We start from the raw sequence: 14,594 nt of genomic DNA on the forward strand, positions 1-14,594 counted from the left end.
ATCATCATTTAAGATGTGTGAAAAAGTTGCGAGATGCTCGGCACTCGCAACTTTTTAATTGTAGAAAGTAATGATAAGTTTTTTTCCTTACCTTTGAGTTAAAAGATAATTCATAATTATTTTTTAATGAATGATTTTCATTCATTATTTCTAAAATCTATTGTCGTCACTAATCACCCCATGATAAAATGCAGTGGTGCCTCAAATAGAGAGCGAATTGAATGATGGAGGATAGAAGCCATGAAAAAATATATATGGGATAGTATTGTCATTGTCTTTGGTGCGTTTCTTTTTGCATTAGCTATTAATCTGTTTGTCATCCCGAGTGAACTTAGTGAGGGCGGAGTTACTGGATTGACAATTATATTCTATTATCTTTTTGAATGGTCTCCAGGATTAGTGAGTTTCATATTAAATGCCATTTTATTGATTGCAGGTTATAAATTTTTAACGAAACAAACCGTTATATATACGATTATTGCTGTTATTTCGCTTTCTCTTTCCTTACATTTAACTGAAGGGTGGAACATTGATTCGAATGAGATATTAGTTAATGCCATTTTTGGAGGAATATTCTCTGGAGTTGGTATCGGATTAATTATTCGTGTTGGTGGTACTACAGCTGGAACAACCATTCTTGCGAAGATGACAAATAAGTTTTTAGGATGGAGTATTAGTTATAGCTTATTATTTTTTGATATTCTTGTTGTCTTAAGTTCTTATTTCATTATTGGTGCAGAGAAAGTAATGATTACACTTATTATGTTATATGTCGGTACAAAAGTGATGGAGCTTATTATTGAAGGATTAAATCCTAAAAAGGCTGTCACAATTATATCAAAAGAGTCAGACACGATTGCCCAACAAATCAATCAAAAACTCGACCGTGGAGTAACAGTAATGAACGGAAGAGGATATTATACAAAGCAAGCAAAGGAAGTACTATATATTGTCATTAGTAAACAAGAAATTATGAAATTGAAAAAAATTGTTTTAGCAACGGATCACACAGCCTTTGTTGCCATACATGATGTACGCGATGTGTTTGGTGAGGGGTTTGGAGATATGTCAAAAGGATGAGAAGTCGGCGATGAGCTGGCTTTTTCTTTTGGAAAGTTGAAAGTCTATAATATGTTGGAGTATTAGAGTGTAACCATTTAGAATATGATTCTCAAAAAAGGAGAGACTACGGCTCTCAGGAGAAGCGTAGTTACCTCAAGTGGCTTAAAAGAAGTCAAACTTGTTGAAAAAGCAGAAGAGCTTAGCGCAACCGTCTTATATAACCGTAATTTAGAACACTAAAAGGAAATTGACTTTTCTATAGAGACGAAAGTGGCATATATTTGCAAATTGAAAAGATGAGCTAACTGATAGGCAAATTCGGCGTGAATCATGTAGAATAGGAGGGATGGTGTTTTATTTGAGATATTATAGAAGGAGAAAGAAAATGACAGAGAAGATAAATGATTTACAACAAGTCGAGATCAAGCCTTTGCCGATTGCAATTGTGTTAATGATTGCTGCTTTTATTGGATTATTTAGTGAAACGGCACTTAACATGGCTTTTACGAATATTATGGTGGACTATCAGATTGAACCTCATGCGGTTCAGTGGCTGACAACAGGGTTTTTATTAGTACTTGGTGTTTTAGTACCAGTTTCGGGATTACTTATTCAATGGTTCAGTACGAGGCAATTATTCGCTGCTTCCCTTATATTCTCGATTATTGGTACATTGATTGGCGCGTTATCAATTAGTTTTCCTATGCTATTAATATGTCGTGTGATCCAAGCGATAGGGACAGCATTGCTATTACCATTAATGACGAATGTGATCCTACTTATTTTCCCTGCAAATAAGCGTGGAAGTGTGATGGGACTTATGGGCTTAGTCATTATGTGTGCACCTGCTATCGGTCCGACCATTTCAGGGTTATTAATTGATCAATGGGGATGGCATTCTATATTTTGGTTATCATTACCTATATTAATCATTACTTTAGTTGTTGGAATGGCTTTTATGCAAAATGTTTCTACCATTACGAAGCCCCGAATTGATTTTGTTTCATTGTTATTATCGACGATTGGTTTTGGTGGCGTTGTATACGGGTTTAGTAGTGCAGGAGAGGGAAATGGTTCGTGGGTTAGTCCTTTGGTACTCTTACCAATTGTAATTGGTGTAATTAGTTTATTGTTATTCTCTATCCGCCAGTTACGTAGCCCAGAGCCAATGCTCGATTTACGTGTTTTCGCTCATCCAATGTTTTCTTTAGGAACCATTATGGTTTTCTTATGTATGATGATGATTTTATCGTCTGCTATCCTATTACCACTCTACTTAAAAGGTGGATTATTACTAACTGCACTAGCAGCAGGTCTTGTATTACTACCAGGTGGTTTAATTAACGGTTTAATGTCTCCAGTTACAGGGCGACTTTTTGACCGGTTTGGTCCAAGGTATTTAATTATACCTGGTTTCGTTTTAACAACGATTATGACCTTTTTATTTACTAGAGTAACGACGGAAACGAGTTCAGCTTTGATTATTTTCCTTCATACGGTGATGTTAATCGGCGTGGCGATGATTATGATGCCAGCTCAAACGAATGGATTAAATCAGCTGTCAAGAAGGCATTATCCAGATGGATCAGCTATTATGAATACACTATCGCAAATTGCTGGTGCTATTGGTACTGCCGTTGCTATTAGTTTAATGGCAGCAGGCCAATCCAGCTATATACCTAAAGAAGGTATGGCAAATACAGCTATCGCAGCTGAAGCACTAACAACTGGTGTTCAAACAGCGTTTTATCTTGGGCTAATTGCTTCAATCATCGGACTGGTTTTATCTTTCTTTGTAAAAAGAGTATATGTTGAGGATGAAACAAAATAAAACTCGCCATTTGGCGAGTTTTTTTAACTTTGATTTACTATAATTGTTCTACTGCATGCGGTTCTAAGATGACTTCGATGTTATTGCGTACAGCTTTAGAATACGGACAAGTTTCATGCGCTTTATGAACCAGTTTTTCTAATGTCGCTTGATCGGTTCCTTTTGCTTTAATATTTAATTTCACTTGTAAGCTATAGCCTTCTTTTTCATCCTTAAAGAGACTGACATTGCCAATTACTTCCGTATCTATCGGTGTCCGATCCATTTTAGATACACCTTGCAGGGCACTTTCAAAGCAAGCAGCATATCCTGCAGCGAATAATTGTTCTGGATTTGTCGCTTCGGGCATTTCTTTCGCTCTAGGTGTTCCTGGCATTGCTATTGCGACATTAAAGTTACCATCCTCCGATACCGCTGTACCTTCTCGACCACCACTTACTGTAACTGTTGCTGTAAATAATTTCTTAGCCATTTGGATCGTCTCCTTTTTAGAAATAGATTGTACTATATATATAACCTTTTTTTTATGAGTTACACATTTTTTTTAAAATCTATTCAAAAAAATGAGGGTTTAAGTTTGGCTCTTTCTAATAAATGTTTTGACCTCAGGAGGCGTATAAGTATAAAATTGCTGAATTAAATCAGCAGGACTCTCGCTAACTAGTGCCATTTTTAAAAATTTGTCCTGTAAAAATTGTTGTTCATTCATATGAGCAATCAGTGAAATTAAGAGGTCAAAATAGTGATCAATATTGAGGATACCAATAGGTTTTTGATGTAATCCTAACTGTCCCCAAGTAAATACTTCAAAAAACTCTTCTAATGTTCCGCAGCCACCTGGAAGCATAATAAATCCATCGGCAAGTTCTTCCATTTTATGTTTTCTTTCATGCATAGAATCAACGATGACTAGATCACTTAAGTTCGGATGGGCAATTTCTTTATCTTGAAGGAATTTAGGAATGACACCAATTACTTTTCCGCCGTTGGCTAATGTACTATCTGCTACTGCCCCCATTAAACCAATACTTGAACCGCCATATATGAGTGTGATGCTTCTTTTAGCTAATTGCTCTCCTAAAACCTGTGCCCCTTTCATATAAGAGGGATGTGCCCCTTGGCTTGAACCACAAAAGACTGCGAGTGCTTGCAAATTTTTCTACCCCCTTTTTATTTAATGAAGTATACTTATCTAAAGTATAGCAAATATTCTTATAAAATTTGAAGCGGCAGGTGGACCTATGAATGGTGTCGACATCATTACAGATTGTATGGCGACAAATTTTGAAATACAAAAGGTACAAACAGTACATCGGTTGAAATTGGCAGAATTTTGGGGCATTAAAGAAGGCGATCGTGTTTTAGAAATAGGTAGTGGCCAAGGTGACACCACAGCAGTACTAGCTTATTTAGTCGGTGAGGAAGGGTTTGTTCACGGTATTGATATTGCTTCTCCTACTTATGGAACACCAATCACACTAGGTGAATCCATTTCCTATTTGTTAAATTCAAAAATTGGCAAACAAATTCATATCGATTTCCATATGGATTTATTATCTGACCAAATTGAGTTCTTGGAAAAATCTTTTGATCATATCGTTTTTTCACATTGTGCATGGTATATGAACTCAATTGAGGAGTTTGCCGCATTAATGAAAAAAGTGAAAAAATGGGGAAAGAACCTATGTTTCGCTGAGTGGGATACGAGAATAAGTGTAGTTGAACAGTATCCACATTTATTATCAGTTCTCATTCAGGCACAATATGAGTCTTTCAAAAAAGAGAGTGACGCTAATATTCGTACATTGTTTACCCCTTTTGATATACAAAAAGTGGTGAGGGAGGCAGGCTGGGATATAGAGAAAGAACATATTATTTTCTCTCCAGAGTTGCAAGATGCAAAATGGGAAGTGACTAAATTAGTAAGGGACTTGCATACTGAGTTAGAGCAATTAGGAGAAATACCTGAAAAGTTAAAGTCGCTTATCTTTTCCCAAATGTCCATGTTAGAAGATTTTCGTGTGACAAATGAAATCACGCCATTATCTGTTTATGCGTTTACAGCTAAATAGCCATTGGACCAAATGAAATTTCTGTACTTAATATAGGTGTTTGTATTAGACAACTTATCACCTTCCAACATACCTTATTAAGGAATAAAACAGAATGGAGGTCTTAGCGTGAGCTATAAACAATGGAATAACCCAAATCAGGTGGCAGGTGCGCAATCGGGTGCACAATTGCCTCATCAAGTGGCAGGTGCGCAAACAGGTGCACAATTGCCTCACCAAGTAGCAGGTGCTCAAACTGGTCCATGGGGTGGTCAACCGCAATTCTTATCCCCATCTCATTCACCAGCACAACAAGGTCCAACTCAAGTTTCTCCAACTCAGCAATATGTAAAGCCGAATTATTCAAACACAAATATCAATCATGTACACCCTAGTCATACTACAAATGTTAATAAACACTGTATTACGCACAAACATTACTTCCCACACACTGAATCCGTTGTAAATGAGTGTAAAGAACAACATATCATGTGTGGTCAGCCTTACAACCCTTGTCAAACAGGCGGTTGGGGTCCTAAAAGACCTTGGTAAATTTTTTTGAGAACTGTCATTAATGGCAGTTCTTTTTTATTTTTCTTATATTTTCTTGATAGTGATCAAAAGGTTATTACAAAAAGTATTCACGTTGACTTTACAAGGTACATAAAATGATGTATAGTTGGTTACACGAGTAATCAACCTATCAACTAGGTAGGAAGGGGTTAAAAGTGAAATCAGTCTTTGATGATTCTAAGCCAATATTTCAACAATTGGCAGAAACGATAGCAGATGATATTGTTGATGGTCACATAAAAGAGGGAGATCAAGTACCTTCGACGACAGAGCTTTCTCAGTTTTATCAAATCAATCGAGCAACAGCACAAAAAGGTTTAGGGCTTCTTGTAGATAAAGAGCTGGTATTTAAACAGCGAGGTGTTGGCATGTTTGTAGCGAAAGGAGCGAAGGCGTTGTTATTAAAAGAAAGGCAAGCAGATTTCTATAAACAATATGTGCTACCTATGTTAGATGAAGCGAAACGCATCCATTTAAATGAAGAAGAAATTCTTCGACTTATAAGGGGGGAGAATGATGATTAAGATTCAAGGGCTCGATTTTAACTACGGATCCACACTTGCTTTAAAGAATGTAAACTTAGTAGAAGAAGAGCCCATTATTATGGGACTTTGGGGTCGGAATGGCGCAGGTAAAACGACATTAATGAAGCTGTTGGCAGGTTTGGAGAAACCCAAAAATGGCGTCATTGATATTCATGGAATCTCGCCCTACAATCATTCAGAAGGGATGAAGTATATTGCTTATATGCAGGAAAATCATCCGTTTTCTGAGTTTTGGAATGTGAAAGATGCATTAATGTTTGGAGCGTATTTCAATCCAAATTGGGATCAGCAATATGCTGAAGAGCTGGTGGAATTATTTGAATTACCTAAGAAGAAGCTGATAAGGAAATTTTCTAAAGGGATGCAAACAATGATAAAAATCGTCATTGGCTTGGCTAGTAAGGCGCCAGTAACAATTATGGATGAACCGACAAATGGGTTAGACGCATTTAGAAGAAAACAATTCTATGATGTATTGTTAGAGACATATGAAGACCATCCACGTTTGTTTATACTTTCCTCTCATCATATAGAGGAAATTGAACCACTATGTGAGAAAATAGCTGTTATTCATAACAAAACATTAGCTAGTTATACCGATACGGAAGAGTTAAAGCGAAGGGGGCTCATGTTAACTGGGCCTGTAGAAGAAGTGCAAAAGCTAGTGCAGAGTCACCACCAAATACTTCAACAGAAAAAGTTACGTAACCAAATGCAAGTAATGATTGATGATGTAATAACAGATGAATGGCACACAATCGCGAATGCAAATAAGGTTCGTCTAGAAAATGTTTCGTTGCAAGACTATCTGGTGCACAAAACAATGACGCAGGAAGGGAGAGATTAACATGTTCTCTACATTTAATGGACCGTTTAAATTAATGTTCGAAGATTTGAAGAAACAGACAATTATTATTCTCTCTATTACTGTGAGCATACTTATTCTATTTTCTATTAGTGGCTATTTAATTGGTGAGAATTTCACTGGTGCGATTTTTGGACCTATATATGGATTTTTTCTCATTTATCCGTTTTTACTCTATAATAAAACATATAAGTATGTTCTTTCACTAGGAGGAACAAGGCGGCAGTATCTTTTAAGTACAATAATTAATACAGTTTTATTTATCTGTATTAATACGGCTTTTCTTAATGTGATGTATCAGTTAAATTTATATTTATCAGAGAACAATGTTAATCCAGTTCAATTGCAACATGTTGGCTTATTATTTCAAAGTGATAATCCAGTTCTTTATTGGTGGGCTGATGTTGTGCTGTGTGTGTTTTTATTTGGTGTCTTATTATTAGTCAATAGTCTATGGTTTTATTTAGGTACAATTAGGCTATTAATTGGGATAACGATTTTCGGTGGCATATTGGTTGTTTGGTTTACAAATGAAGGAATGGGTAAAATAATTGACTTATTTATTAATCATTTACTTACATTCATTCACATATTAGGATTCGCTGGTTTATGCGGTATGGCTTTATCCTACTTGATTATGCGAAACGGCCCACTGGAAAGAGGTGGCCATTTAGTAGGGATAAGATTAAAGAATAATTAACAATTATATTGAAAAAGGTACTGCATGTCGCAGTGCTTTTTTTTTCGATGATATATAGTGAACACCTAACAACAATGAGAATGAGGGGTGAAACCATATAAGACATGTAAGAAAAAGACGAAAATTAAGGTTAGATATGGTAATTGGAATGTGGAGTGAAAGAATGGGGAAAGTAATGACGATATGATTAAAATCTTATATTCGGAGTAAAGTAAGAAGTATAGTGACGTTGTAGTACGGGATAATAGATAAACGCTTGAAAAATCGATTTTTTCCATTTGGAAAAATAAAAAAGCTGAAAAAACTGTATGATATGTTAAAATAAACTCAAGAATTGAAAATGTTAAGGTTAGTGAGGACAAAAAGTTGAATAAACAATTAACAAAGGATTACTCACCCTATTTAACTTTTAATCGAAGTGAATGGTCAGCACTCAGTAGGAGATCAACCATTCCTTTAGAGGATTTGGATTTGCAGTCATTACAAGGGGTAAATGACCGATTATCATTGTCAGAAGTAACAGAAGTATATCAGCCTATTTCCCAACTTTTGAATTTGTACTATTTAAATGCAAAAAACATGCATAAAGATAGCAATCATTTCTTACAGATGGAAACAAAGAAGGTTCCTTATATTATTGGTATTGCAGGAAGTGTGGCAGTTGGTAAAAGTACAACGGCTAGAATGATTCAATATTTGATTTCGGAGTGGCCTGAACAGCCTAAGGTAGACCTAGTAACAACGGATGGATTTCTCTACCCAAATGAAATATTAGAATCAAAGGGACTTATGAAGAAGAAAGGCTTCCCAGAAAGTTATGATATTAGTAAGCTCTTCAAGTTTCTTTCTGAATTAAAATCGGGTCAATCAGTTGTGCAGGCACCTGTCTATTCACATTTAACGTATAATATTGTTCGTGATGAGATGCAAACGCTTACGGAGCCTGATATTGTCATTGTTGAAGGAATTAATGTCTTACAGCCACCTAAAAATGTGAGAGGTAAAGATAAGCCCTTTATCTCAGACTTCTTTGACTTCTCTATTTATATCGACGCTGAGGAAGCGAATGTTGAGAAATGGTACAAAGAAAGATTCCAACTACTTAGGAGTACGGCTTTTAAAAATCCGAAATCTTATTTTAATAAGTTTGCCAAAATGAGTGAAGGGGAAGCTTTAGCAATTGCTGACCGAATTTGGAAGGAAACGAATCATACAAATTTAAAGAAGAATATATTACCCACGAAGAACCGTGCTGATTTAATTATTGAAAAAGGCGAAGGCCATAGTGTGACAGAAGTAAAAGTTAGAAAGCTATAAAAGGAATCCCGACAATACCTGTACTAATAAAAAAACTGAGTGATAATCATCACTCAGTTTTTTTCTATTTAACAATGGCTAATACAAATCCGTCGTAACCTTTTTGACCAACTGTTTGTATAGCTGTAGATTCTACTTGGGGATGATTTTCAAGAAGGTCGAAGAAGGAGCGTACACCTTGTATGCGAGGGTCCGTACTATGTTCTTCAATGATTTCTCCATTTCTAACGATATTGTCGGCAATAATTACTGCTCCCTTATTAGCTAATTTTAAGGCCCAATTTAAGTATGCTGGATTATTCTCTTTATCAGCATCGATAAATATTAAATCAAATTGCACTTCTCTTTCATCAAGAATAGGTAATGTTTCTAAAGCTTTACCCTCAATGATTTCAACTTGATCTGAAAATGGAGTCTGTTCAATGTTTTTACGAGCAACATTGGCATATTTTGAATTAGCTTCTAATGTATAAATTTTAGCCCCTTTATTGAGTGCTTTTGCAAACCAAAGACTACTATAGCCTCCAAGGGTGCCAATTTCTAGAATGTTTTTAGGGGAACGTAACTTTGTGATTAAGTAAAGAAGCTTTCCTTGAGTTGGTGATACATCAATGGCAGGTAAGTCTGCTTCCTCATTTGCTCGTAGTATATCTTCGAGCTCACTATCAATTGTAATTAATTTGTCGATTAAGTAATCATCCACATCAGACCACACAATTTTATCTTCCATCATTATCTCCCCTTTTATGAAAAATGTATGTTTCTTTATTTTAAGTATATGTTATGATTTATAATAAAAAAAATATATTATTTTTATAGTTTTATAAATAATAATTATAATAAAGGGTGATTGAATGAACACACATGGATTAAGACTATTTTATCAAGTGGCAAAAATCGGCAGTTTCACTAAAGCGGCTGAGCAATTAAATATTAGCCAACCGGCTGTTTCTAGCCAAATTAAGAAATTCGAACATGAAATTGGTGTGCCTTTATTTCAACAAAATGGTAGAAAAGCCGTTCTTACTGAATTTGGTATAGCTTTGGCTGGTAAAGCAGAGCATTTGTTTTCTTTAGAAAAGCAAATTGAAGCATTTATAGATGATTACCGTAATGGTGAGGAAGGAACGATAAGGATTGCTACCACCTATTTACCTGCAAACTTATTATTACCTAAGTTAGCAGCCAGTTTTAAGCGTGAACATGAAAAGGTCAATTTGGTCATTTCTACAAGTAATACGAAAGATGCTTTTGATCAACTTCAACATTATAAAGCAGATATTGCTATATATGGTGGAATTGGTGAACGCCCGGAGAATGTTGATTGGTACGAATTATTAGAAGATGAACTATGGTTTGTTGTAGGGGCAAATCATCGATTAGCTAATCAAACGATTAAACTTGAAGAAATGGTCAAAGAGCCATTCATTATGCGAGAAGAAGGCAGTTCCATGCGTGAGCATTTGGTCTCGCTTTGTTATGCTAACCAATTAAATCCGCCGAAGGTTGCCCTGCAATTTGATGGACTAAGTGAAACAATTTCTACGGTCATATCCGGATATGGAGCAAATTTTATTTCCTCACTCGTTGTCAAAGACCATATCAAAAATGGGCAACTAGCAAGGGTTTATGTAGAGGGCGTTTCTGTACAACATAGAATTGCCATTTGTACACGTAAAAACGAGGAACAATCCATCCTTGTCAAACAATTTATTGAGAAATGCAAACAGAACATTAGGAAAAATTATTGAAAAACATAATAAATATTGAATTTACTTATGGCCTAGTGTTGCTTAAGCTAAGAATAGAAGGTTTATAATGGAAAGGTGTTTTTCTATATGCCATTTTTTATTGAGATATTCTTGCAAATTATTTTCCCTATTCTTCTTTTATTGGCATTAGGTGCTTTCTTGCAAAGAAAGTTTTCTTTTCAATTGAAGCAACTATCTACGTTAGTAACCAATTGTTTTATGCCAGCAGCTATTTTTTTACATATTTATCGCTCATCTTTTGATGCGAGTTTATTAGGCCAACTGTTGAGCTATTTGTTTATTTTTACGGTGGCTTTAATGATTATCGGGCAAATCATGGCGAAGTGTTTATCTTTAAATAAGGGAGAGGCAGCCACGTTAAAAAATAGTATTTCCTTGATGAATTCAAATAATTATGGTTTGCCTGTGAGTCAACTTGTTTTTACTGTTAATCCACTAGGTGTTTCCGTACAAATTATTATAATTGTAGTGCAAAATATTTTAACCTTTACATATGGTATGTATAATCTTCTTTCAACTAGCCGATCGATAGGTTCACTTCTATTGTCGCTCGTAAAATTGCCTGTGATTCATGCCCTTCTATTAGGATATCTCTTCTTATTATTCAACATCCCTCTTCCCACTTTTATAGAGATTCCTTTAGATCAATTGGCAGCTGGGTTTATTGGTTTAGCTTTATTATTGTTAGGTGCGCAGTTATCACAAATACAATTAAAAACGTTTCATCGTGTGATTACGTGGAGCTTAATTGGACGTTTATTATTAGGGCCAGCTCTTTCATTTCTTATTATTACACTTCTTGGAATTGAAGGGATTTTAGCACAATCATTATTTATTGCCAGTGCTTTTCCTACTTCAAGAAATACAGCTACAATTGCTCTTGAATATAACGTGGAACCTCAGTTGACTGCTCAAATTGTGCTCTATTCTACATTATTAAGCAGTTTAACTGTATCTTTAGTTATCTATTTATCTTACCTTTTATATGTATAATATAATGGTCTCAATCAACAATTATTTGTTATAGCATGCCGCAATTTTTTGGAAGTATGGCGTCTTCTCCTAAAATTGTAATTATATTTTCAATGCGGGTCATTTAATATTAACCTTTTGCTATAAGGAAATTTTTTCTATACAGACCTGCATAGTAAAGGATCTGTTTATATATATGGCGTAACTTTAGTTTTGGACTAATCGGTACTTAATTGGTATACTACATTTATTAAGGAGGGAGGACATTTTGGCTCGTCCATTAAATTTTAATCCGCAATTAAAATTAAAAGCTGTCATGATCTTGTTTTGGAAAAAAGGATATCATGCAACATCTCTCTCTGATCTACAAGAAGTCACCGGTTTAAGTAAAAGTAGTATTTATCAAGCGTACGGTAATAAATATGACTTATTTATAGCCGCCTTTCGTATGTATCATGAGGAACAGCTCAAACAACTTCAGGACATCATACAAAATGGCGTTAATGGTTATGAGGCAATAGAAACCTTCTTATTAAAAATTGTTCATGCAGAGGATGGTTTACCATGTGGTTGCATGACAAGCAATGAAGCGATTGAAATGGGTCCACATGATCAAGCGTTTTGTCAGCTCATTAATGAGCAATTTCAAGAAATAGAAGAAGTATTTATTAGTGCTATTGATAGAGGAAAGAAAGATCAATCAATAACTTCGCATACAGACAGCTTGTTGTTGGCGCGGTTTCTTATGGTGATCATTCAAGGTATAAATGTAATGAGCAGTACGAAAACAAATAGTGATCGTGTAATGGATGCACTATCAGTCACTAAACAAATACTAAAAGGTTTATAGAAAGTAGGGAATAAAATGAAAGTAGAAATTTGGTCAGATATTGCTTGCCCTTTCTGTTATATTGGCAAAAGAAAGTTTGAACATGCACTTGATGGCTTCAATCAAAAAGATGAGGTAGAAGTGGTGTATAAAAGCTTTCAATTGGATCCAAATGCTCCACAAAATACTACAGAAACGATGAATCAAATGCTGGCAAAGAAATACGGCCAGTCTGTTGAGCAAGTTGAACAAATGTAAAAACAAGTAACGGTACAAGCGAATGAGGTAGGCTTAGATTATCATCTAAACGATGCTAAAATGACAAATACCTTAGATGCTCATCGCCTAATCCACCTAGCAAAAGAAAAAGGTAAGATGAGCGAAATGAAAGAGCAATTACTTAAAAGTTATTTTGTCGAAGGAAAACATGTAGGGGAAATAGAATCATTAGTTGATATCGCAGCAGCTGTAGGATTAGATAAAGAAGAGGTAACATCTGTTCTAGCTTCTGATCAATATAAAAAAGAAGTAGAGGCAGATATGCAAGAGGGTGTGCAGTTAGGTGTGCAAGGTGTTCCATTCTTTGTCTTTAATCGCAAGTATGCCGTTTCAGGGGCTCAACCTTCAAATGTTTTTTCTGAAGTATTAACAAAAGTAATCGAAGAGGAAAAGCAAAGCCAACCATTGAATGTAATTAAACAAGGCGATGCTTGCACAGATGGCAGCTGTTAAATTTTATTTTAAGGAGTGTTTAACAAATGAGTGAAGCAATCAAGTATCAACTAGAATTAACAAGAAACAATCTATTAAGAGAAGTAAAAAACATCCCGCAAGATTTATTAGATGTTCAACCTGAAGGCTTCAATAACACAATCCATTGGCATATTGGACATGTTCTAACAGTGACTGAGCAATTCATAATGAATTATCCAAACAACACAGATCATCTTTCTGAGAATTATTTGCAGTTATTTGGTTACGGCACAAAGCCGAGTGATTGGACAGGAGAAGTCCCGTCTGTAAATTTTTTAATTGATCAACTACAAGATCAAATCGTTCGAATAAATAAAATCCCCAATGATGTATTCAATCAAGAATTACCTGAGGCAATATTAGGGCAAAAAACTGTAGGCCAACTAGCAATGTTGTCTGCTTACCATGAAGCAAATCATCTAGGTCAAATTCATGCAATGAAGCGCATAGTTGAAAAATAATAATACAAAGTTGCAGATAGCTTTTTAGCTATCTGTATTTTTTATTTGAATTTTCCCTTTTTTCATATTATTATATTGAATAAAAATCCGTTATGATGTATTTTTATTATATTACACATAAAAGGGGTTCACGGCAATGGAAATTTTAAATGCAGTTAGTACGGATGTGAAACAAATTCATCAATTAATCAAAGTATACGCTGATAAGGGCATTGTCCTGCCAAGGTCATATCTATCACTCTATCAACATTTACAGTGTTTATATGTAATGAAAGAAGAGGGGAAGATTGTCGGCGTTGCCGGTTTACATGTATTGGGAGAAGATCTAGCTGAAATTCGCTCCCTTGTTGTAGATGATCAATATGCGGGTAATGGAATCGGCCGTCTGCTAGTCAATAAAGTGGCAGAAGAAGCTGTGAAATTAGGGATACAAAGGCTTATCTCATTAACCTATGAGCAAGAATTCTTTGCTAAATGTGATTTTACTGTAGTGTCTCGCCATTCACTACCAGAGAAGGTTTGGGTAGATTGTATGTCATGCCCTAAAAATGATGCTTGTGACGAGATTGCCATGATTCGTTTTATCGCTTAAATTTAATGTGAATGCTGCAGTCACTAGCTACTGTAGTAGTTTTTTTGGTCTGCTAGTCGGGTTTACACATTATAGGATGTGCGGAATGCACAATTCTCTATTGAAACCCGTTACGGGTGCGGTATTAATTATGATTGCAATCTTAATTGCTGAGCTAAAGCCATCCCTCAATAAAAACCAATCTGCTAAAAAAATTGTACTAAGCGACTCATAAGAAACTCTTTAATTTAAACATTACATGAACACATTGTGAAACATCGTACTTAAGCAG

17 protein-coding genes and 1 pseudogene are annotated in these 14,594 nt (G+C 35.3%); 15 read left to right on the forward strand and 3 right to left on the reverse strand.

Translation table 11 applies throughout. The features are described from left to right. Positions 1-240: 240 nt before the first annotated feature. Together MKX78_RS05630 and MKX78_RS05635 are read left to right on the forward strand one after the other, a co-directional pair. Entirely contained in the window at positions 241-1,080 is an 840-nt protein-coding gene (locus MKX78_RS05630; RefSeq protein ID WP_251162892.1) for a YitT family protein, read from the forward strand. A gap of 367 nt (positions 1,081-1,447) precedes the next feature. Next, positions 1,448-2,893, forward strand: a complete 1,446-nt coding sequence (locus MKX78_RS05635) for an MDR family MFS transporter (RefSeq protein WP_095370259.1) — start codon at positions 1,448-1,450, stop codon at positions 2,891-2,893. A gap of 37 nt (positions 2,894-2,930) precedes the next feature. Here MKX78_RS05635 and MKX78_RS05640 read toward each other — a convergent pair whose 3' ends face one another. Continuing rightward, complete coding sequence (locus MKX78_RS05640) at positions 2,931-3,365, reverse strand: organic hydroperoxide resistance protein (RefSeq protein ID WP_095370258.1); 435 nt, start codon at positions 3,363-3,365, stop codon at positions 2,931-2,933. A 99-nt stretch (positions 3,366-3,464) separates the two neighbouring features. Next, complete coding sequence (locus MKX78_RS05645) at positions 3,465-4,046, reverse strand: LOG family protein (protein WP_322909981.1); 582 nt, start codon at positions 4,044-4,046, stop codon at positions 3,465-3,467. Positions 4,047-4,134: 88 nt separating this feature from the next. Here MKX78_RS05645 and MKX78_RS05650 point away from each other — a divergent pair, with 88 nt between their 5' ends. The 6 genes from MKX78_RS05650 (at position 4,135) to coaA (ending at position 8,944) form a co-directional block, all read left to right on the forward strand. After that, a complete protein-coding gene (locus MKX78_RS05650) occupies positions 4,135-4,965 on the forward strand; it encodes a class I SAM-dependent methyltransferase (RefSeq protein ID WP_224934994.1) in 831 nt (276 codons plus the stop codon). A 108-nt stretch (positions 4,966-5,073) separates the two neighbouring features. Further along, on the forward strand, positions 5,074-5,496 hold the full coding sequence (locus tag MKX78_RS05655; protein ID WP_233435294.1) for a CotD family spore coat protein: 423 nt from the start codon (positions 5,074-5,076) through the stop codon (positions 5,494-5,496). A 176-nt stretch (positions 5,497-5,672) separates the two neighbouring features. Next, positions 5,673-6,041, forward strand: a complete 369-nt coding sequence (locus tag MKX78_RS05660; RefSeq protein WP_341050182.1) for a GntR family transcriptional regulator — start codon at positions 5,673-5,675, stop codon at positions 6,039-6,041. Then, positions 6,034-6,909, forward strand: a complete 876-nt coding sequence (locus MKX78_RS05665) for an ABC transporter ATP-binding protein (protein ID WP_341050185.1) — start codon at positions 6,034-6,036, stop codon at positions 6,907-6,909. Before MKX78_RS05660 ends, MKX78_RS05665 begins: the two co-directional genes overlap by 8 nt. Before the next feature lies 1 nt (position 6,910). Then, positions 6,911-7,627 (forward strand): hypothetical protein, encoded by a 717-nt coding sequence (locus tag MKX78_RS05670; RefSeq protein ID WP_095370253.1) that lies wholly within the window; start codon positions 6,911-6,913, stop codon positions 7,625-7,627. A 366-nt stretch (positions 7,628-7,993) separates the two neighbouring features. Further along, the gene (gene coaA / locus MKX78_RS05675) at positions 7,994-8,944 is read left to right on the forward strand and encodes a type I pantothenate kinase (protein WP_095370252.1); all 951 of its coding nucleotides are present in this window, start codon (positions 7,994-7,996) and stop codon (positions 8,942-8,944) included. A gap of 64 nt (positions 8,945-9,008) precedes the next feature. On the opposite strand, the gene MKX78_RS05680 is transcribed toward coaA, so the two are convergent. Further along, positions 9,009-9,674, reverse strand: coding sequence for an O-methyltransferase (locus MKX78_RS05680; protein WP_095370251.1), 666 nt, complete (start codon positions 9,672-9,674; stop codon positions 9,009-9,011). A gap of 124 nt (positions 9,675-9,798) precedes the next feature. Here MKX78_RS05680 and MKX78_RS05685 point away from each other — a divergent pair, with 124 nt between their 5' ends. From MKX78_RS05685 to MKX78_RS05715, 7 genes and pseudogenes are all read left to right on the forward strand, one after another. Then, positions 9,799-10,695 (forward strand): LysR family transcriptional regulator, encoded by an 897-nt coding sequence (locus MKX78_RS05685; protein WP_095370250.1) that lies wholly within the window; start codon positions 9,799-9,801, stop codon positions 10,693-10,695. Between the two features lie 87 nt (positions 10,696-10,782). Beyond that, the gene (locus MKX78_RS05690; protein ID WP_341050187.1) at positions 10,783-11,709 is read left to right on the forward strand and encodes an AEC family transporter; all 927 of its coding nucleotides are present in this window, start codon (positions 10,783-10,785) and stop codon (positions 11,707-11,709) included. Between the two features lie 247 nt (positions 11,710-11,956). Further along, positions 11,957-12,538, forward strand: a complete 582-nt coding sequence (locus tag MKX78_RS05695) for a TetR/AcrR family transcriptional regulator (RefSeq protein WP_340978146.1) — start codon at positions 11,957-11,959, stop codon at positions 12,536-12,538. A gap of 15 nt (positions 12,539-12,553) precedes the next feature. Beyond that, positions 12,554-13,249 (forward strand): annotated as a pseudogene (locus MKX78_RS05700) (DsbA family oxidoreductase). 26 nt (positions 13,250-13,275) lie between these two features. Continuing rightward, positions 13,276-13,731: a DinB family protein gene (locus tag MKX78_RS05705; RefSeq protein WP_095370246.1), complete on the forward strand. Its 456-nt coding sequence runs from the start codon at positions 13,276-13,278 to the stop codon at positions 13,729-13,731. Positions 13,732-13,867: 136 nt separating this feature from the next. Further along, complete coding sequence (locus MKX78_RS05710; RefSeq protein ID WP_095370245.1) at positions 13,868-14,323, forward strand: N-acetyltransferase; 456 nt, start codon at positions 13,868-13,870, stop codon at positions 14,321-14,323. An 85-nt stretch (positions 14,324-14,408) separates the two neighbouring features. Then, on the forward strand, positions 14,409-14,537 hold the full coding sequence (locus MKX78_RS05715) for a hypothetical protein (RefSeq protein ID WP_263624095.1): 129 nt from the start codon (positions 14,409-14,411) through the stop codon (positions 14,535-14,537). The last annotated feature ends 57 nt before the right edge of the window (positions 14,538-14,594 follow it).

The sequence above is a fragment of the Cytobacillus sp. FSL R5-0569 genome (assembly GCF_038007265.1).
Classification (GTDB): domain Bacteria; phylum Bacillota; class Bacilli; order Bacillales; family Cytobacillaceae; genus Cytobacillus; species Cytobacillus kochii.